The 19830-nt window shown below is 40.4% G+C and carries 20 protein-coding genes; 15 read left to right on the top strand and 5 right to left on the bottom strand.

The features are described 5' to 3' along the window. Nucleotides 1-189: 189 nt before the first annotated feature. Entirely contained in the window at nucleotides 190-3135 is a 2946-nt protein-coding gene (rne, locus tag ABJK37_RS12665) for a ribonuclease E (protein WP_348354441.1), read from the bottom strand. Nucleotides 3136-3741: 606 nt separating this feature from the next. Between rne and rluC the strand changes: the two genes are divergently transcribed. Together rluC and ABJK37_RS12655 are read left to right on the top strand one after the other, a co-directional pair. Then, complete coding sequence (gene rluC, locus ABJK37_RS12660; RefSeq protein WP_348354173.1) at nucleotides 3742-4695, top strand: 23S rRNA pseudouridine(955/2504/2580) synthase RluC; 954 nt, start codon at nucleotides 3742-3744, stop codon at nucleotides 4693-4695. After that, nucleotides 4685-5326, top strand: a complete 642-nt coding sequence (locus ABJK37_RS12655; RefSeq protein ID WP_348354170.1) for an HAD-IA family hydrolase — start codon at nucleotides 4685-4687, stop codon at nucleotides 5324-5326. The genes rluC and ABJK37_RS12655 overlap by 11 nt, the downstream gene beginning before the upstream one ends. Here ABJK37_RS12655 and ABJK37_RS12650 read toward each other — a convergent pair. Then, complete coding sequence (locus ABJK37_RS12650; protein ID WP_348354168.1) at nucleotides 5315-5929, bottom strand: nucleoside triphosphate pyrophosphatase; 615 nt, start codon at nucleotides 5927-5929, stop codon at nucleotides 5315-5317. The genes ABJK37_RS12655 and ABJK37_RS12650 overlap by 12 nt on opposite strands. 120 nt (nucleotides 5930-6049) lie before the next feature. Between ABJK37_RS12650 and yceD the strand changes: the two genes are divergently transcribed. The 13 genes from yceD (at nucleotide 6050) to ABJK37_RS12585 (ending at nucleotide 16435) form a co-directional block, all read left to right on the top strand. Continuing rightward, entirely contained in the window at nucleotides 6050-6577 is a 528-nt protein-coding gene (gene yceD / locus ABJK37_RS12645) for a 23S rRNA accumulation protein YceD (protein ID WP_348354166.1), read from the top strand. A gap of 10 nt (nucleotides 6578-6587) precedes the next feature. After that, nucleotides 6588-6758: a 50S ribosomal protein L32 gene (rpmF, locus tag ABJK37_RS12640; RefSeq protein ID WP_215927992.1), complete on the top strand. Its 171-nt coding sequence runs from the start codon at nucleotides 6588-6590 to the stop codon at nucleotides 6756-6758. A gap of 16 nt (nucleotides 6759-6774) precedes the next feature. Then, nucleotides 6775-7800 (top strand): phosphate acyltransferase PlsX, encoded by a 1026-nt coding sequence (gene plsX / locus ABJK37_RS12635; RefSeq protein ID WP_348354163.1) that lies wholly within the window; start codon nucleotides 6775-6777, stop codon nucleotides 7798-7800. Between the two features lie 3 nt (nucleotides 7801-7803). After that, nucleotides 7804-8763 carry a beta-ketoacyl-ACP synthase III gene (locus ABJK37_RS12630; RefSeq protein ID WP_348354160.1) on the top strand — a complete coding sequence of 320 codons (960 nt, stop codon included), beginning with the start codon at nucleotides 7804-7806 and terminating at the stop codon, nucleotides 8761-8763. A gap of 24 nt (nucleotides 8764-8787) precedes the next feature. Further along, nucleotides 8788-9714 carry an ACP S-malonyltransferase gene (fabD, locus tag ABJK37_RS12625; RefSeq protein ID WP_348354157.1) on the top strand — a complete coding sequence of 309 codons (927 nt, stop codon included), beginning with the start codon at nucleotides 8788-8790 and terminating at the stop codon, nucleotides 9712-9714. 31 nt (nucleotides 9715-9745) lie between these two features. After that, nucleotides 9746-10483, top strand: coding sequence for a 3-oxoacyl-ACP reductase FabG (gene fabG, locus ABJK37_RS12620; RefSeq protein WP_348354155.1), 738 nt, complete (start codon nucleotides 9746-9748; stop codon nucleotides 10481-10483). A gap of 169 nt (nucleotides 10484-10652) precedes the next feature. Next, entirely contained in the window at nucleotides 10653-10892 is a 240-nt protein-coding gene (gene acpP / locus ABJK37_RS12615; protein WP_007620501.1) for an acyl carrier protein, read from the top strand. A gap of 74 nt (nucleotides 10893-10966) precedes the next feature. After that, on the top strand, nucleotides 10967-12217 hold the full coding sequence (gene fabF, locus ABJK37_RS12610; protein WP_348354152.1) for a beta-ketoacyl-ACP synthase II: 1251 nt from the start codon (nucleotides 10967-10969) through the stop codon (nucleotides 12215-12217). 48 nt (nucleotides 12218-12265) lie between these two features. Further along, nucleotides 12266-13111: an aminodeoxychorismate lyase gene (gene pabC, locus ABJK37_RS12605; RefSeq protein ID WP_348354149.1), complete on the top strand. Its 846-nt coding sequence runs from the start codon at nucleotides 12266-12268 to the stop codon at nucleotides 13109-13111. After that, nucleotides 13108-14103 (top strand): endolytic transglycosylase MltG, encoded by a 996-nt coding sequence (gene mltG / locus ABJK37_RS12600; RefSeq protein WP_348354146.1) that lies wholly within the window; start codon nucleotides 13108-13110, stop codon nucleotides 14101-14103. The genes pabC and mltG overlap by 4 nt, the downstream gene beginning before the upstream one ends. A gap of 11 nt (nucleotides 14104-14114) precedes the next feature. Continuing rightward, entirely contained in the window at nucleotides 14115-14744 is a 630-nt protein-coding gene (gene tmk / locus ABJK37_RS12595) for a dTMP kinase (protein ID WP_348354143.1), read from the top strand. After that, on the top strand, nucleotides 14745-15632 hold the full coding sequence (gene holB / locus ABJK37_RS12590) for a DNA polymerase III subunit delta' (protein WP_348354140.1): 888 nt from the start codon (nucleotides 14745-14747) through the stop codon (nucleotides 15630-15632). A 29-nt stretch (nucleotides 15633-15661) separates the two neighbouring features. Then, a complete protein-coding gene (locus ABJK37_RS12585) occupies nucleotides 15662-16435 on the top strand; it encodes a YchF/TatD family DNA exonuclease (RefSeq protein ID WP_348354138.1) in 774 nt (257 codons plus the stop codon). Nucleotides 16436-16508: 73 nt separating this feature from the next. Here ABJK37_RS12585 and ABJK37_RS12580 read toward each other — a convergent pair whose 3' ends face one another. From ABJK37_RS12580 to ABJK37_RS12570, 3 genes are all read right to left on the bottom strand, one after another. Beyond that, complete coding sequence (locus ABJK37_RS12580; RefSeq protein ID WP_348354135.1) at nucleotides 16509-18428, bottom strand: methyl-accepting chemotaxis protein; 1920 nt, start codon at nucleotides 18426-18428, stop codon at nucleotides 16509-16511. A 416-nt stretch (nucleotides 18429-18844) separates the two neighbouring features. After that, entirely contained in the window at nucleotides 18845-19321 is a 477-nt protein-coding gene (locus ABJK37_RS12575) for a YchJ family protein (protein ID WP_348354132.1), read from the bottom strand. An 87-nt stretch (nucleotides 19322-19408) separates the two neighbouring features. Beyond that, entirely contained in the window at nucleotides 19409-19786 is a 378-nt protein-coding gene (locus tag ABJK37_RS12570) for a hypothetical protein (protein ID WP_348354130.1), read from the bottom strand. Between the last annotated feature and the right edge of the window lie 44 nt (nucleotides 19787-19830).

Raw genomic sequence — 19830 nt, 5'->3', positions numbered from 1 at the left:
CTCAAATAGGGGGGTTAACTTTTTAATATGGCGTAGTTGTGGCCATGGTTAGATATAGGTTGATTTTTAAACAGTGTCAATAAAGGCCGCAGGATACAGGAAACAACACACAATAGCACTTAGACTCTCGAAAGAAAGCCGCAAGTCAGTGATGTCTTGCGGCTGTTTTACGCTATTGTGAGTCTACATTTACTCGTTTACTGAGCCAGGACGTGTTGCTGGTGCAGTTGCTGCATTTACTGAGCTAGAATAGACTGCAGAGCGACCAGAGCGTTTCACTTCAGGTCTGGCGGCATCATCAAGAGAACCAATCTGAATATCAACAAATGCTTCGTCAATGGATGCAGGCCGCGCCATAGGTGCTGATACTGATTCCTTTTTGGCTGGTTTAGCCGACACTTTTAGCGAAGTGGCCTTTTTAGCTGCTTTTTTAGGTGCCGCTTTCTTAGCAGACTTAACCTTTTCTGCTATTTCAGGCTCATCGGCCGACACTTGCGTTTCTTCAGAGGAGGTAGCTTGGGTTGATACTTCGGATTGTTCCTCGACTTTAGGTGACTCTGGAGCCAATTCCATGGTCACTTGAGCTGGGGTATCTTCAGTTATCACTTCTTTAGCGACAGCTTCTACTTCAGAATTCGTTGGACTCTCTGGAACCACATCTACACTAGAAGTCTCTTCAACTTCAGGCAACTTTTGTGATTGTTTTGGCGCAACGTCTTCTGCCGCTACAGGTTCATCAAACTGTAATTCATCCTGTGTGACTTCAACAGCTTGGGTCTTAGCTGTATCGCCTTTCTCTTCACCTTCTTTACGACGTTTCTGGCCCGCAGCACGAATATGTCGTGGTGAACGACGAGTACGAGTGCGAGGTGCTGACTCTTCATCTTTATTTGGAACTGCATCTTTAGCGTCTTCTGTTGCAGCTGTTGTTGCTGAAGCAACATCTACTGGTTGAGCTGACTTTGGTTCAGTTGGTGCAGTTTTGTTCGCTACAGCAGTCTCATTTTTGACAGTGGACTGAGGTTTTTCAACCACCGACTCTTGTGTTTCTTTACTCGAAGTCGCTAGGTTGTTTTTTTCAATCTTATCTTCTTCAACTCTGACACTACGCCTTGTGTCTCTGCGTTTTCTGCGCTCAGCAACTTGTTCTTTTTTCTTAGCTGGTGCATTTGTGTTTCCTTTCGACGCGGCAGGGGAATCTTGTTTTGCTTCTACTGACTTGTCATTACGTCGCGGTTTACGATTATCATTCCTAGGTTTACGATCAGAACGTTCGTTTTTATCGTTTCTTGACGGTCGCTCATTACGATTCGCTGATTGCTCACCACTGTCTTTGTGATCGAAGTTTTTATTATTGCGCCTGTTTCGATCAGAGCGAGTATTTTTGTTACGACGTTGATTAGAGCCTCTATTACGAGTGTGTGTGGTTTTCTTTGGTACAACTTTCTCTTCTGTTTTAAATAGCCCAGAAATCCACTTGCTGACTTTTTCTACTAAACCTTCAGACTTTTCTGTCGATTTGGCCTTCGCGTTAGCGTTCATTTTTTTATCAGGTGCTATTAAACTTTGTAAAGCGGGTTGTTCCTTAGCCATTGCCGGGGCAACAGTTTTGTCAGTGATATTTTCTTCTTGCTCAATTAAAGGCAAGTTGTAACTCATATCTTGAACTGCGTCATCTGGTCGTCTGCGAGCCACACTGTATTGCGGCGTTTCCATGTTCGGATTAGGAATGATCACAAGTTGGACATTATGGCGTTTTTCAACACCTCGTACTGAATTACGCTTTTCGTTTAATAAATAAGTGGCAACATTAACAGGTAGCTGGGCTTCAATTTGACCAGTATTATCTTTAATGCTTTCTTCTTCCATTATACGAAGAACCGATAATGCCAGTGATTCTGTTCCTCTAACCGAACCGTGACCACTACATCTAGGGCACACATTATTGGCTGAATCACCTAATGAAGGCCGTAAACGTTGGCGCGACATTTCAAGCAATCCAAAGCGTGAAATACGGCCTAATTGCACGCGAGCTCTGTCACCACGTACCGCGTCTTTCATGCGGTTTTCAACTTCACGTTGATGGCGTACTGGGGTCATATCGATAAAGTCGATGACTACTAAACCACCGGCATCGCGTAAACGTAATTGACGGGCTATTTCGTCCGCAGCTTCAAGGTTAGTATTGAAGGCTGTTTCTTCAATGTCGCTACCTTTTGTGGCGCGGGCAGAGTTAATATCAATAGATATTAAAGCTTCAGTTGGGTCAATGACAATGGAGCCACCAGACGGTAACCTGACTTCTCGTTGGAACGCTGATTCAATTTGACTTTCAATTTGATAGTGACTGAATAATGGTACGTCACCGCTATAAAGTTTGACGCGGTTGGCGTAGTCTGGGCGCATCTGTTCGACGTGTTTTAACGCTCTTTGATGCACTTGGGTATTATCGATTAGAATTTCACCAATGTCGCGCCTTAGGTAATCACGAATAGCTCGAACTACAACATCACTTTCTTGATGTATAAGGAACGGAGCAGGGCGAGACTCTGCCATTTCTTTGATACGTCCCCAACCTGATACTAAGTAGTCTAAATCATAGGCCAGTTCTTCTGTTGTTTTACCAACACCTGCGGTTCTGACAATTAATCCCATGCCGTCTGGAAGGTCTAACCCTCCTAAAGCGGCTTTTAATTCAGTGCGTTCGTCGCCTTCAATACGTCGAGAAACGCCGCCCGCGCGAGGATTGTTTGGCATTAAAACTAAGTAGCTACCAGCTAAACTAATAAAGGTCGTTAAGGCTGCGCCTTTTTGGCCGCGTTCTTCTTTATCAATTTGAATGATGACTTCTTGACCTTCCTTAATCACTTCTTTGATATTTGGACGGCCCTCAAATCTATATCCTTGGGGGAAGTAGGTTCTGGCAATTTCTTTTAGGGGTAAAAAACCGTGTCTGTCAGCACCATAGTCGACAAATGCAGCTTCTAAACTGGGTTCTACGCGGGTAATAGTTCCTTTGTAAATATTGGCTTTTTTCTGCTCGTGCCCTGGACTTTCGATATCCAAATCATACAGTTTTTGACCATCTACAAGTGCAACTCGCAATTCTTCTTGCTGAGTTGCATTGATTAACATTCTTTTCATTCTTGTTGCTCGGTAAAGTACCGATCACCACAAGTAAAGAACTACGCAGTAATGTGACAATTTATTTAATGCAGCCTCACGACTGTATACTCTTGGTTAAGTTTTTGCGCCTAAGTGTTTTGCATTATTTAATGTTTTGTTTTTAAACACTCTACCTATATTTCCATAGGCACTAAACAAGACGGTTTGTTTAGCTACTTATTTATCATTTAAAACTTAGCGGTATTCGAATAACAAATGCTTGTCTGGCTATCTTAATACTCAAATATCTTTGTCAATTCTTTTGTATTCTTTACATCATTGGCGATCAATAGGTTAATTAAATCGCTGATGTAAGAGTTCTGTTTAATCAAGCTTGTGAAAAGTTACTCGCTTCACAGTTAATTAGCCATTTTAGGCTTGCAATACACGCGTTTGAAACACCGTGTTACGACGAATTGGTCGTTTATGCATACAGAACTGATTAATCCATCTGTTTGTTTTATACATTTATTACATGTTTGAAAACCTGAGTATTATCACATTAAAGCACTAACACTGGCAAGACATTAAAAAACTAGACATCTGCTATAGCAATTCAGTTACAATACGCGGCATATGACAGACTTATCATTTCAAAAAGTTCAATTTGTTACTATCGATCCCGACCTAGAAGGGCAAAGGATTGATAACTATTTGCGTACTTTCTTAAAAGGAGTGCCTAAAAGCCTTATTTATCGCATTTTGCGTAAAGGTGAAGTACGAGTGAACAAAAAACGGGTCAAGCCCGAATATAAATTGCAGGCCAACGACGAGTTGCGGATCCCGCCTGTTCGTGTATCTGAGCCATCAGATCTACCGTCTACTAAATTAAACAAAGTATCGAGCCTCGAAAGTCACATATTGTTCGAGGATGACTGGATAATAGTACTTAATAAACCTTCAGGTACAGCTGTGCATGGCGGTAGTGGATTAAGTTTTGGTGTAATCGAAGCCCTTAGGTCATTAAGGCCTCAACAAAAGTTTTTGGAGTTAGTGCACAGATTAGATCGCGATACGTCAGGCTGTTTGCTAATCGCCAAAAAACGTTCAGCTTTAAAAAGCCTGCACGAACAGTTAAGAGATAGAAAAGTTGACAAGCGTTATCAAGCGCTCGTTGCTGGAGAGTGGCCAGCCAATCGCTTTAAAGTAAAAGCGCCGTTATTAAAGAACACCCTAAAATCTGGAGAACGAATAGTCTTGGTTGATGAAGAAGGCAAACCATCTGAAACTCGTTATCGTATTTTGGAAGCCTTTGATCAAGCAACGTTAGTCGAAGCATCGCCGATTACCGGGCGTACTCATCAAATTCGCGTTCACTGTTTGCATGCTGGGCATCCGATTGCTGCAGACAACAGATATGGCGATAAGGAATTTGACGAAAGAACCCAAAAAATGGGCTTAAAGAGATTGTTTTTACATGCTTATTCTTTGGCGTTTTTACATCCAAACACGCAACAGAGAGTGAATTGTAAAGCCCCACTTGAACCGAGTTTAGTGAGTGTATTGAAGAGACTTAGAAGTGAAATATAAGGCGATAGTATTTGATTGGGACGGCACGCTTATGGACTCAATCAGTAAGATTGTTGAAAGTATGCAAACAAGTGCTAAGCAATTAGGCTTTGCTGTACCAGATTATGACCAAGCAAAAAATGTAATTGGTATTAGCTTATTACCTGCATTAAAACAGTTATTTAATATTCAAGATGACGAGCACGCAATGGAGCTTTTTCATACTTATAAAGAGCATTTTAAAGATCATGCACAAATAAGTAGTCCGCTTTTTGAAGGTGCCGTTGAACTGTTAGAAGAGTTAACCCAAAGGGGCTACATTTTAGCGGTAGCCACAGGTAAAGCTAGGTTAGGTTTGCAACACAATTGGTATCATTCTCAAACAGAACACTTCTTTAGTGTGTCTAGGACTGCTGACGACGCCGAAAGTAAACCATCGCCAGATATGTTAATGCAAATATTGGCTGAATTGGATTTGCCGGCGGAACAAGTTCTAATGGTTGGTGATACTACTTATGATATGGCAATGGCTGAAGCAATAAATATGGACCGTATCGGTGTGAGTTTTGGCGTACACAATGCTGACGCGTTACAAAAGCATACACCTTTAGCAGTAATTAATCGTTTGGATGAATTACTGTTACATATCTAAATATTGGTTTCGTTGCATAAATTCAAATAAATCAATCGACATGTTGCTAAATAGTTCCATTAGTGCGATGAGAGGTAAACCTACTAAGGTATTGGGATCTCTACCCGTTAAAGAATCAAATAGCGCAATTCCTAAACCTTCACATTTAAAACTGCCAGCACAGTCATAAGGTTGTTCAATTTTTAGATAGGTGGATATTTGACTTTCGGTGAGGGGTTTAAATGTCACGTCAAACGTTTCTACTATTTGCGACACCTTATTATTAGCTGAGTGAACTAAACATAGCCCAGTAAAAAAACTAACGGTTTGACCACTAAACATTAAGAGTTGTTGTTTAGCTGTAGCAAAATTTCCGGGTTTACCTAACACTTGCCCATTAAAACTCGCCAATTGATCGGAACCAATTATATAACTATCAAAATCTGCAATGCCAGCAGCCACGGCTAACGCTTTATCTTTTGCAAGGCGAGCGACCCGTTCAGAGATTGATTCGTTACCTACAGCCGATTCATCAATATTGGGAGAGATACATGAGAAGGGAACCTGTAGTTTTTGCAGGATCAATTGGCGATATGGGGAACTTGAAGCCAAAATAATTTTCATAGAGGATGCTTGGTGCTGTTTAAGAATATTTGCCAAAGCATATAAAATGCAGGGCTAGGTGTCATTAACTATGATTTTTTCTTTGACTAAACCGTGCTGAAACTATAATATGCGCGCGCTATGCAGAAAGTGAAACTACCCAAGATGGTAGACCCAGTTAAAAGCGCCACTTTACGGTCCGATTATCGGGGTGTGATTTTGTCGTCTGAGATGCCTAGGTTACTTGGATCAGTTGCTGATGTTGCCAAAGAAGTTGATGTTGAAATAAGGTTTGCTAAAGACGAGCAGGGTCTTACTTATTTTAAAGGTCATTTGGCATGTTCAACGTCACTTATCTGTGAGAGATGTAATGAAGTCTTCGAACATCCTGTGGATGTGTCTTTTTGCTTTAGCCCCGTGCAGAGTGCTAAAGAAGAAGTCGAAGATGAGTTACCGGATGTTTACGAACCGGTAGAGGTCGATGACCAAGGAGAAATCAATTTATTTCAGATTCTTGAAGACGAATTGATTTTATCATTGCCGATTGTAGCCCTTCATGCAGAGGAGGATTGCAAACAAAAGCGTGATAAAATGAGTTTCGGAAAAATTGAACCGGCCGATGAACGTCCAAACCCGTTCGCGGTTTTGAAAGAACTTAAGCGAGACTAGGAGTAAAGTAATGGCTGTACAGAAGAGTAAAAAAGCTCGTTCAAGACGTGGAATGCGTCGTTCACACGATGCACTTGGTTCTGCGACTTTGTCTGTAGATTCAACGTCAGGTGAGACGCATGTTCGTCATCACGTGACCGCTGATGGTTACTACAAAGGCAAAAAAGTTTTATCTCTTTAATTTAAGAGACTGAACTTTGAGTCGTCTAACCTTAGCGTTAGATATCATGGGGGGCGATCACGGCCCCCATATTATTTTCCCCGCTGCTTTGACAGCACTGCAAGAAAACCCTGATTTACACTTTATTTTTTGTGGTCCTTTGGTACTTATGTCTCAATGGATAAACAAACAAATTCCGGAAATTCAAGACAGAATCACCTTATCTGATTGCCCAGAATCCGTTGCTATGGACGAGGCGCCTGCCCATGCGTTGCGTCACAAAAAAAATTCATCAATGCGGCGTATGTTAGATTTAATTGCAAATAAAGAAGCAGATGCCTGTGTCAGTAGTGGTAATACTGGTGCTCTACTTAGTATGGCGTACTACGTATTAAAAACCTTGCCGGGTATAGACCGCCCAGCACTTGTAACTCTTGTACCCACTATTAATAACGGCAAAGTGTATTTTCTGGACCTAGGTGCCAACGTTAATTGTGATTCTGAGATACTGTTCCAATACGCGGTAATGGGCGCAGTACTGGCTCAACAAATCGGCCATATTAAAGAGCCCAAAGTCGCTTTGTTAAACGTAGGTTCTGAAGAAATAAAAGGTAATGACAGAGTAAAACATGCTGCTAAGTTATTAAGTGAATCCAATAACATCAATTATATAGGTTACGTTGAAGGAAACGATATCTTCTCTAAGAAAGCAGATGTAATAGTCACTGATGGTTTTGTCGGTAATATTGCTTTGAAATCTTGGGAAGGTTTAGTCAATTTTATTATTCAGGAAGTAAAGAAAGCATCGCAGCAAAATTGGATTTCTAAAATTGTTGCCAAAATCGCTATACCTTTTTTCCGTGGTATCTATTTACATATGAAACCCGACCAGTATAACGGCGCTAGTCTGATAGGATTGCGCGGAATTGTGGTTAAGAGCCACGGGAATGCCTCGTCAGAGGCGTTTTTATATGCGATCCGAGAGGCTATTCAACAAGTTGAGATGCAGGTTCCGGACAGAATAAAAGATAAAATTGAAGATGTTTTAATGGAGCGTCACTGATAAATGAATTCCAGAATAATAGGTACAGGTAGTTACTATCCGACTGAAATAAGAACCAATGCAGACTTATCACTTATGGTTGATACATCTGACGAATGGATTACCGATCGTACAGGAATCAAAGAAAGACGTATTATTGCAGAGCATGAAACGGCGGCAACTATGGGCTTTGAAGCCAGTAAAAAGGCATTAGAAGCTGCTGATATTGATGCAAAATCTTTGGATATGATTGTTTGTGCCACTACTAGTGGTCGTTATGCATTACCTAGCACCGCTTGTGAAATTCAAAAGTTGTTAGATGTTGATGGTATACCTGCGTTCGATATTGCCGCTGCTTGCGCTGGGTATTGTTATGCTCTGAGTGTGGCCGATCAGTATATAAAAAGTGGTATGGCCAAACGCATATTGGTAGTGGGAACAGACTGTCTCAGTCGTATGATTAGCCCCGAAGATCGCACTATGGTCATATTGTTTGGTGACGCTGCAGGTGCCACTATTATAGAGGCGAGTGAAGAGCCCGGTATATTGTCCACTCATATTCATGCCGCTGGTTCATATGGCGATTTATTAACTATTGGCAACCCACAGCATGGTGACGAAAAGTCAGTGTTCGAAAATTGGGGGAGCATGAAAGGTAACGAAGTGTTTAAAGTTGCAGTGACGAAGTTAAGTGAAGTGGTTGAACAAACTTTAGCGTCCAATAATATGCAAAAATCAGATTTAGATTGGTTAGTTCCGCACCAAGCCAACTTTCGCATTATTAAGGCGACAGCAAAAAAATTGGAAATGCCACTTGAACGAGTGGTTATCACGCTTGCGCAGTATGGTAATACCTCTGCAGCAACCGTTCCTACTGCGTTAGATACGGCTATCCGAGATGGCAGAATAAAACGTGGGCAGAATCTTCTTTTAGAAGCTTTTGGTGGTGGTTTTGCTTGGGCATCTGCTCTAGTACGATATTAGAATTTTATTTTTAGAGATTTAATTATGAGTAAACAAGCATGGGTTTTTCCAGGTCAAGGATCCCAGACTTTAGGTATGTTGAATGATTTAGCTGCCGAATATACAGTTATACAAGATACGTTTGGGCACGCTAGTGACGTGTTGGGTTATGATTTATGGGATATCATTCAAAACAATGAAGAAAGACTCAATCAAACCCATATTACGCAACCAGCCATTTTAACGGCTAGTTACGCGATTTATAAATTGTTAATGGACAAGCAACAGAGTTCGCCAGCATTTATGGCAGGGCATAGCTTAGGAGAATATTCTGCTCTTGTTTGTGCTGGAGTGATAGATTTTGCCGATGCCCTTAAGTTAGTTGAAGCGCGTGGACAATTTATGCAACAGGCCGTTCCAGCTGGTGTTGGTGCTATGTATGCGATAATAGGATTAGATGACGATAAAGTAGTCGCTAGCTGTAAGCAAGCGCAAAACGAAACCTCAGAGGTCATTGCTGCGGTAAACTTTAATTCACCTGGACAAGTTGTTATCGCAGGCAATAAGGGTGCAGCAGAGGTGGCAGCTAATTTATGTAAAGAACAAGGGGCCAAACGAGCATTACCGCTAGCGGTTAGCGTACCTTCACATTGTGATTTGATGAGACCTGCTGCGGATAAGATAGCTATTTTGCTTAAAGATATACAGTTCAATACACCTAATGTGCCTGTCATCAATAACGTCGATGTCGCCTATCCAGATGATCCCATTGCTATCAAACAAGCGTTGGTAGAACAATTATATAGTCCAGTTAGATGGACGGAAACCGTGACTAAGTTAGCTGACCTTGAAGTGGAAGCTTTATTAGAAGTGGGCCCTGGAAAGGTTTTAACAGGGTTAACTAAACGAATTGATAAGCGCTTAAGTTGCACAGCGATCAATACTGTAGATTCTATTAATTCGTTGACTTAATTACTTTAAATATTGTGTATAGAGAGAATATATGGCTAATTTAAATGGTAGTATTGCTTTAATTACAGGTGCAAGTAGAGGAATTGGCAGGGCTGTTGCTGAGCGCTTAGTTGCAGATGGCGCCACTGTAATTGGTACCGCAACGTCGGAAAAAGGCGCATCGGCTATTAGCGATTATTTACAAGGTGCTGGCGAAGGAAAAGTACTCAATGTTGCGGATCCAGATTCGATGCAAACCTTGTTAGTTGAGATAACAGAGAAGCATGGTGGAGTCGACATATTGGTTAATAATGCTGGTATTACTCGTGATAATCTATTGATGCGTATGAAAGATGATGAATGGCAAAGTATTATGGATACTAATTTGACATCTATCTTTAAAATGTCAAAAGCCGTGTTACGGGGTATGATGAAAAAACGCAAAGGCCGTATCATTAATATAGGCTCGGTAGTAGGCTCAACCGGTAATGCTGGGCAAGCAAATTACGCCGCTGCAAAAGCGGGAGTAATAGGATTTAGCAAGTCTATGGCTCGTGAAGTCGCCTCTAGAGGTATCACTGTCAATGTGGTTGCACCAGGTTTTATTGATACTGATATGACAAAAGCATTAACTGATGACCAAAAAGAAAGTATATTTAAGGATATTCCAGCAAATCGCTTGGGTGACCCAAAAGAAATAGCGGCGACTGTTGGTTTTTTGGCCAGTGATGAAGCAGCATATATCACTGGAGAAACGATACACGTCAACGGCGGCATGTATATGGGGTAAAATATGATAAAGTTTTCAAATATTGATTCTTTATTAAACGAATAAAAATTTTCTAATCGGCGAGTGGTTAGACCAGACAAAAAGTTGATACTGTTGCTTGCAAGGGGTCACTTAGCTGAATACACTACTCGCAAATTTATATCTAGCGACTTAAAGGAAAACTAGAATTATGAGTACTATCGAAGAACGTGTAAAAAAAATCGTCATTGAGCAACTTGGTGTTAAAGAAGAAGAAGTAAAGCCAGAAGCTTCATTTGTTGATGATTTAGGTGCAGATTCATTAGACACTGTTGAACTAGTAATGGCTCTTGAAGAAGAGTTCGATACTGAAATCCCTGATGAAGAAGCTGAAAAAATTACTACAGTTCAGTCTGCTATCGACTACGTTAACGCTAATAAAGACGCGTAAGTTATTATAAACGGTCCTCTCCGGACCGTTTTTTTCAAAAATATATAATCATTCTTAGATAAGCGGAGGCCAATGTGTCTAAACGTCGCGTTGTTGTGACCGGTCTTGGCATGCTTTCCCCTGTTGGCAATACTGTCGATTCCACTTGGAAAAATATTCTTGCAGGTAAAAGTGGCATTGCACCAATTACTTCATTTGATTCGGAGTCTTTAACTACGCAGTTTGCTGGTGAGGTAAAAGATTTCGATGTTGAAAAGTATATTCCCAAAAAAGAAACCAAAAAGATGGATAGGTTTATCCAGCTCGGTATTGCTGCGGGTAAACAAGCCCTAGGACATTCTGGGTTACAGGTTACCCCGGAAAATTGCGGTCGAATTGGTGTTGCTATAGGTTCTGGAATTGGTGGATTAGGCTTAATTGAAGACAATCATCGTAAGATGCTTGAATCAGGTCCCCGGAAAATTTCACCGTTTTTTGTACCTGCAACCATCACTAATATGATTTCCGGATTCTTTTCTATTTTCGAAGGCCTTAAAGGCCCTAATATTAACGTTGTTACCGCCTGTACTACAGGCGTACATAATATTGGGATAGCCGCACGCACTATTGCTTACGGTGATGCTGACGCCATGATTGCCGGTGGCGCCGAGTCTACGGTTTGTGCTCTTGGCATCGGAGGTTTTGCTGCGGCGCGTGCATTGTCTACACGAAATGATAACCCTGAATCCGCCAGCCGTCCTTGGGATAAAGAGCGGGATGGATTCGTAATGGGTGAGGGCGCAGGCGTGGTCATGTTAGAAGACTACGATTCAGCGATAGCCCGAGGCGCTACAATTTATGCTGAATTGGTCGGTTTTGGCATGAGTGGTGATGCTTATCACATGACTTCACCTCCAGCAGATGGTGAAGGTGCTGCCGCTGCAATGGTAAACGCCATTAACGATGCCAATATTAATGCGGCTGACGTGGGCTACATTAATGCTCATGGGACATCAACTCAAGCTGGTGATGTAGCAGAAGTCGCTGCGATAAAGCAAGTGTTTGGCGATCATGCGAAGAGTGTATTGGTGAGTTCTACTAAATCGATGATCGGACATCTTTTAGGAGCGGCAGGTTCAGTTGAAGCAATATTTACGATTTTGGCCCTGCGTGATCAAATCGCTCCCCCCACCATTAATTTGCATAATCCAGGAGAAGGCTGTGATCTTGATTTTGTTGCACATAAAGCCAGACCCGTGCAAATGGATTACGCCTTGTGTAATTCATTTGGATTTGGTGGTACAAATGGCTCACTGTTGTTTAAAAAACCAGTAGGAAAACTTTAGGTTTTGGGTATTATTGCCCCTCTTATCGCGTTGTAGATGCAAGTATAAATGATTGTTAACGGACAGCAGCAACAACATATAACAATAGCAGACAGAGGGGTTCAGTATGGCGATGGCTGCTTTACTACTATGGCGTTTAGAAACAGTCAAATTGAGTTTTTTGACGCCCACATAGAACGTCTAAAGTTTTCATGTAAGACCCTAAATATTCAGTTTGATAAGTGGACTGAGTTGACAACTTGTATCTTCAGTTCGTTGCGAGGTGTGTCTGACTGCGTCATTAAAGTTATGATCACTCGAGGCACGGGGGGAAGAGGTTACAGTCCAGAAGGCGCTTCAGATCCTAACTATATTGTATCCCAACATTCGATTCCTAATAATTATGCGGTTTGGCAGAACAAAGGCATTAAATTAACGGTTAGCCCTATTCAATTAGCTAAGCAACCTTTACTAGCGGGCATTAAACACCTAAATCGCCTAGAACAAGTATTCATCAAACAAGCATTGCTAGAAACCAAGTTTGACGACGCAGTAGTGTGTGATACTCAACAAAAAATAATTGAAACTTCCGTTGCTAATCTATTTTGGTATAAGAACAACCATTGGTTTACGCCAGACCTTTCTAAATCAGGGGTGCAAGGGGTTATGCGTAACCAGGTTCTTGCTGAAATGTGCCAACAAGGACTAAAATGCCACATTGTCAATCACGACCTTAGCGAATTATTTGATGCCCAAGAGTTGTTCGTTTGTAACTCTTTAATGACAATCGTACCGGTAACCAGTTTGGTTAATCCCCTAAACCAACAACACAAAAGTTACTTGAAAGAACAAACTATCGCCTTAAAACAAATTCTTTTAGCGGCAATTAGACGTAAAGCGTTGAGCGTGCAATGAAAACTATAAAATGGTTAGCTGTTTTATTCATTATTTTCTGTTGTGCTCTGGTTGCAGTGGTTATGCATTTTGATAAGCAAAGTAAACAGCCGCTCAATTTGAACGAAACAAGGGTATTTCAAGTTAAAACCGGTGACTCAGCTAAAGGCATACTTAACCGACTAAAAACTCAAGGAGTACTAGAGGATAACTTAGGTCTCAAAATTAGATTAAAGATTGAACCTGAATTGGCTAATATCAAAGCTGGTACCTACGAATTATGGCCTTCTATGAACGGCTTGGATTTGTTAGAGCTAATTTCAAACGGTAAAGAAATGCAATTCTCAATAAGTTTGATCGAAGGCTTAAATTGGAGGGAATGGTTATTAGCACTGCAGGCTCATCCGCAAATCAAATTTAACGACGATTTCAAACAACAGCTTGATACAATTACTGCGCAATTGCCCGAACAATCGATTGAAGGTTATTTGTTGCCTGATACCTATTATTTTATATCACAAACCGCAGCAATTGATATAGTCAAACGTGCTCATTTGAGCATGCTGCGATATTTAGATAATGCATGGCAAAATCGCGCACTAGATTTACCCTATGCGTCGGCATATGAAGGCTTAATAATGGCTTCTATTATCGAGAAAGAAACAGGTGTGGCACAAGAGCGTCCAAGAATTTCAGGGGTGTTTGTTAATAGGCTTAACTTAAATATGCGATTGCAAACTGATCCCACCGTTATTTATGGCATGGGGGATAACTTTGACGGAGATATTAGGCGTAAGGATTTAAAAACACCGACACCCTACAATACTTATGTGATCAAAGGGTTACCACCTACACCTATAGCGATGCCTAGTAAGTTGGCAATAGATGCCGCATTTAATCCGATGGTAACTGATGATTTGTACTTTGTATCGAAAGGAGACGGAAGTCACAAATTTTCCACTACGTTACAAGAGCACAATGTTGCCGTACGTCAATATCAATTAAAGAAATAAGAGAGTTCTAGTTGCAAACACCAGGTAAATTCATCGTTATTGAAGGTTTAGAAGGCGCGGGTAAAAGTAGTGCCGTAACAATCTTGTCTGACACTATTCAGTCTGCTGGCCATACAGTCGTTAATACCCGAGAGCCGGGTGGCACCGCTATGGCTGAAGCAATTAGAGACGTTGTTAAACATGACTGGAAAGACGAAAAGGTTACGGTTGAAGCTGAGCTATTGTTAATGTATGCCGCTCGAGCGCAATTGGTGCAAAACGTTATTTTGCCCAATTTACAGCAAGGTAACTGGGTTTTAGGGGACAGACACGATATGTCTTCTCAGGCTTATCAAGGTGGTGGACGTCAGATTGAACAATCTATGATTGAGAGCCTAAGAAATATTACCTTAAAGAATTTTAGAGCTGATTTTACCTTATATCTAGATGTTGAACCTAAAGAGGGATTAAAGCGAGCCAAAGGGCGTGGTGAACTTGACCGTATAGAACTTGAGGATTTAGGTTTTTTTGAACGCACTCGAGAACGTTATTTGCTTTTGGCACAACAAGATCCTAATTGTGTGGTGATTGATACCATGCAAAGCATGCAGGGGGTGCATGATGACGTTGCATCAGCCATCAAACAATTTTTGGAGTGTTAAGTGTTACCTTGGTTAGAAGGCTCGTTTCAACAATTGAGTGTCAGGATTGCGGCAGATAAACTGCATCATGCATTGCTGCTACAGGGACCTTCTGGACTAGGCAAAGCTAACTTTGCGTTGGATTTAGCTCGACTACTTTTGTGTCATTCGAGACAGGGAGACAAAGTCTGTGGTCGTTGTCAGTCCTGTTTGTTAAATATTGCAAACAATCACCCTGATTTACATATAGTAGAGTCTGATAAACAAATTGGTGTCGACCTAATACGTGATGCTATTAAAAAATTAGTGGGTTCTGCCCATATGTCTGGGGCGAAAGTTTTAATCATCTATAGTGCTCATACTATGACTGAATCGAGTGCTAATGCATTGCTGAAAACGTTAGAAGAGCCAACTTCGAATACGTTTTTAATACTCACAACCGAAAAACCTGAGCGAGTATTAGCGACCATTCGAAGCCGCTGTGAAAAGTTAGCCTTACCCTTGCCTAATATACGAACAACTATGGCATGGGTACAAAGCCAAACCAATACTGAAATAGATATTAATTTAGCGAAACTATTTAGTACTCGCCCATTGGCTTTACTTGCTGAGTTGCAAGAAGAGCAAAGTTTTACATATGATATCTATAGCCTAGGGCTGGGCAAGCTATTACAAAAACGGATTAGCGCGTTACAACTTGCTTCAGATTGGCAAGATAACGCTGATAAAGTGGTAAAATGGACTCAGTATTGGGCAAGACAACAATGTTCAGAACAGCAGCCTGATTCAGTTTGGGAATTACATCAACAAGCTGCTAAAGCCATAAAACAATTACGCAATCCTGGGGTGAATAAAATATTAGTGTTAACCCAGTTATTGGATAAACTCGCCCTAGTAGACGCAGCCTAAACCTAACTCTTTAATATTGGAAAAATAACGTGTTTGTTGATTCACATTGCCATTTAGATCGATTAGATAAAACCCCAGAAGAACTTGCTTCGGTACTCAAATTTGCCAGAGATCGAGGTGTTGAACACTTTTTGTGTGTATCAGTGTCTGTCAAAGATTTTCCTGCAATGTTAGACAGTGTAAAACACTTCACTGACGTATCTGTTTCTTGTGGTGTGCATCCTCTGCACCAAGAGGATGCCTGCAGTTATGAAGAGCTTCTAAATATTGCGGATAGTGATGAGGTTGTTGCTGTAGGAGAAACTGGTTTAGACTACTTTTACAGTGCAGAAACAAAAACAGTACAAATAAACTCATTTGTTGATCATATCAAGGTAGCAAATAAGCTAAATAAGCCTTTGATTATTCATACTCGGGATGCACGTGAAGACACCATCGAACTACTAAAAGAACACAAAGCCCCTGCCACCAAAGGGGTGTTGCATTGTTTTACTGAAAACTGGGAAATGGCTAAGGCTGCGATAGAAATTGGTATGTATATTTCCATATCTGGCATTGTCACTTTTAAAACAGCGATAGAGTTACAAGACGTAGTTAAAAAAATACCATTGGATAAACTCTTGATTGAAACCGATTCACCTTGGCTAGCGCCAGTGCCATATAGAGGCAAGCCCAATCAGCCTGGCTTTGTTCGTGAAGTAGGGGAGTTTATCGCAGAATTAAAAGGTATTTCAGTTGAAGAATTAGCGCAAATTACCACCGCTAATTTTTATGCATTGTTTGATGTTCAGAAAGTAAATTAGTGTCTGCGAACGGTTAAGCCAAGCGCGCCTATTGCAGATTTAATCTACACGTAAGCGCGCTAGTATTGGCTTGTTAAGTACGTTGATACAGGCTTATTAACCCATCTAACTTTTCAGCCAGGTGATTTAAGCTCAGTGTTTCATCCGCAATTTTTTGAACATTTTGTACGTTTTGTTTCGCACTTTCTCTGATCCCAGTCATCTTAATATTAATCGACTCTATTTTTTCAGACTGTTCATTGGTTGCTGTAGCAACGGTTTTATTAGTTTGCGATATTTGCAAAAATTGTTGATTGTTATCTTCTAGTATCTTTTCAGCTTTACTAATAGAACTAGAAGTAGATTTCGATTGTTGAATAATAAGCTCAATTTCGCTTGTGGCATTACCAGATGTGCGTTTTAACTCCTCCATAATTTCTTGGACTTCATGGGTCGAGTCGGCGGTTCTACGAGCCAAATTGCGTACTTCTTCTGCCACTACTGCAAAGCCTCGCCCTTGTTCACCGGCTCGTGCAGCTTCAATCGCGGCGTTTAACGCTAGAAGGTTAGTTTGATCTGATATGGCTTGAATAGTTTCCAATACTTTGGCTATAGTTTCAGTATTGTTGGTAAGTGAAGTTATCACGTTAGCTACGTCGTTTATTTTCTCCGCTAACTTTTCTATGTCACTTTGCGTGTTATGTATCACTCCTGTAATAATTTCACCATCAGTACTAATTTTGTCTGCGATTTTAGCTGCGTCACTTGCATTGTTAGCCGCTAATATTACGCTACTACTAACATGCTCTAGTGAATCAGAAATAACTAGCGTTTCTTCAGCACTGTTTTTCACACTGGCCCTAGTATGGTCTGCGTCTCGTTTTAGTAAATTAGCGACATTACGTAATTCTTCGCCACTGTGAGCAATTTGATTAAATAAGTCTTCTAGTTTTTGAATAAAAGCATTGTAACCAATAGCCACTATAGCTATTTCTTTTTGGCCATCTTGTGGCAAACGATAAGATAAATCTGCATTACCTTGACCTAGCTTGCTAAAGACTTCAGCTAACTGGCTTATGGGGCGAGTCACAGTACCTGCAATAAACCACGCAGCCACTGACGCTAACACTGCAATTAAAACTGACCATAATAGAATTTGCCATGTGGCGCTACTCAAAGCACTGAACATTTCATTAAATGGCACTTGAGCGACAATATACCAGTTCATACTGGGTATAAAACTTGAGGCGACGATGATTTCAACACCATCCTTTTCAATGACAGTTAAATTGAACTTAGCTTTACTTAATAGTATTGCACTGGTTTGAGAATCATATAGATTGCTTAGCTTTGATTTACCAAGCAAGGCTTTATCCTTATGCATTTGCACGAGCCCCTGTCCATCAACTAAGTAAACGAAGCCACTTTGCTCAAGTTGAAAACTTGCTAACATATCCACAACAGATTTAAACGATTTCGCTGTACCCGACAAGCCTTGTCCTTCAGGTTGCTGATAATTGACAAATAAATCAGTTTTACCGGTATGCGGATCTCGGTAAACACTGACCATATATTCCTGCTTACTTGCTGTATAGTTGTAATACCAACCATCAGCAGCGTCATTTTTTAAACGTCGTAAAAACCCCTCCTGATTCCAATAATCGGCAGTGGCTTTATCTGCAAATGAGACTGCACTTAGATTATTAGATTTTGCAACAGCTTGTAGCTTTCGCACTAAAATTGACTCGCCAGCTTTATCTTGTTTACCATTTACCCACTGATGAATATGTTCATCAGTAGCAATTTGTTTGGCTAATACTTGCATTAGAACAATGTCACTATCGATACTTTGTGCAATTTTTTCTACTGTGGTAGGTAATTCTGAAGTCAACACGCGATGTTCAATGCTTGTTCTAGCTGTAAACATACTAACTGTACCTACTGAAACCGCGGTAAGCATTACAAATAGAATAAGAGTCAGAATAATTTTCTGTCTAATTGAGAGTTTGGTCATAAATTTTTGCCATTAAACATTATGTCAGCATAGTAAAAACTGAAACAGTAGAGCTCTTCCAGTCAAGTGAGTAATCGTGACATCATGTGACTTAGCAATTTTCCACGATTTATAATGAGTAAAACATCGTCAGGTGTAAAGTCATCAGTAGAGCTAATTCTAGGTTTTTTTATACTATTTTAAGTTTACCTAGACTATTTGGTCTGGTTGTAAATAAGCTGTTGATAAATTTACATTTATTCTACAATTAGAGTGGTATTTTGCCACTTTCTCTTTGCAATAATATAAAGAGATAACCGTTGGGTAGTGAGATGTCTTTGTAGCCGTATGTTAACGGAAAAGAGCGGAAACTAGTGAAACACTATAAGTAGAATTTACTATTTGAGTTAACTAAACATCAATCTATAAGTTGAACTCTAGGCACAACATTTTTTGAATTTTTTACCGCTACCACACAAACATTGACTGTTACGTTGTGGTTCGAATACGCCAGAGTTTTTGAGTATTGAACCTGATGTGTAAAACCACTTATTATCAATCAACACAAAATCAGATAATTCATGCATTACAAAATATTGACGCTCGACCTTATAAAAGGCTTTAAATTCAACTTGAGCGTTAGCGGCATGAGGAAGATGCTTCAAAACTTGAAGTGATAGCCATTGAGTATCTTTTGCACTATCGGCGAGTATATTTACAGTTAAATCGGCGCGTTGCTCAAATGCGTAAGTGCGCAATATATAGGCATAGTCTTCTGTTACGTATGCACTGTATCTAGAACGCATCAATTTTTCGGCGGTGTCTGCTTCAACCTTGCCGGCAATTATTGGTTGGCAACAGTTTTCAAATGAAATTTTATTACCGCAAAAGCAGTTTTTGTTAATCGTTGCCAAAATATCAGTGTTTTAAGTACATAATAAAGCAAGCCTAGGCGATCTCAATCATGTGAGTCAATAGCACACACCTAAATCACTACAAACTTACCAAGGTCCTTGTAGCACGTTATTTTTATGTTCGTTTATGGGCATTAAATTAACTAATGCCACATTATAATCAATGCATAACTGTTTGAGTCGTTTAAAACTTATTTCATCTAGTGATAGTTGCTCAACAAATAAATTGCCACATTGCCCGCCCATTACAATTTTTTCCAGACATAGCGATAAATTCTTTTGTTTGGGTTTAGATAAGTGGATACAAAAATTCTGTTTTTCTGTAAATCGAATATTATTAGCTACTAAGAAAGTCCACTTCTGATCGTGTTTAACATTAATATCCAACCCCAAACTTTTAAAAGCAGGGACTTGCATGGTGGCTAGTGGTGTAGAGCTGTTGGTAAACGCATGTAAACTTGCCATAATGATTCCTAAGTAGTGATTATTTATACAGTGGTTGGATGTAC

The organism is Paraglaciecola sp. (genome assembly GCF_039964565.1).
Taxonomy (GTDB): Bacteria; Pseudomonadota; Gammaproteobacteria; order Enterobacterales; family Alteromonadaceae; genus Paraglaciecola.
This window is presented reverse-complemented; position numbering and strand designations above follow the sequence as displayed.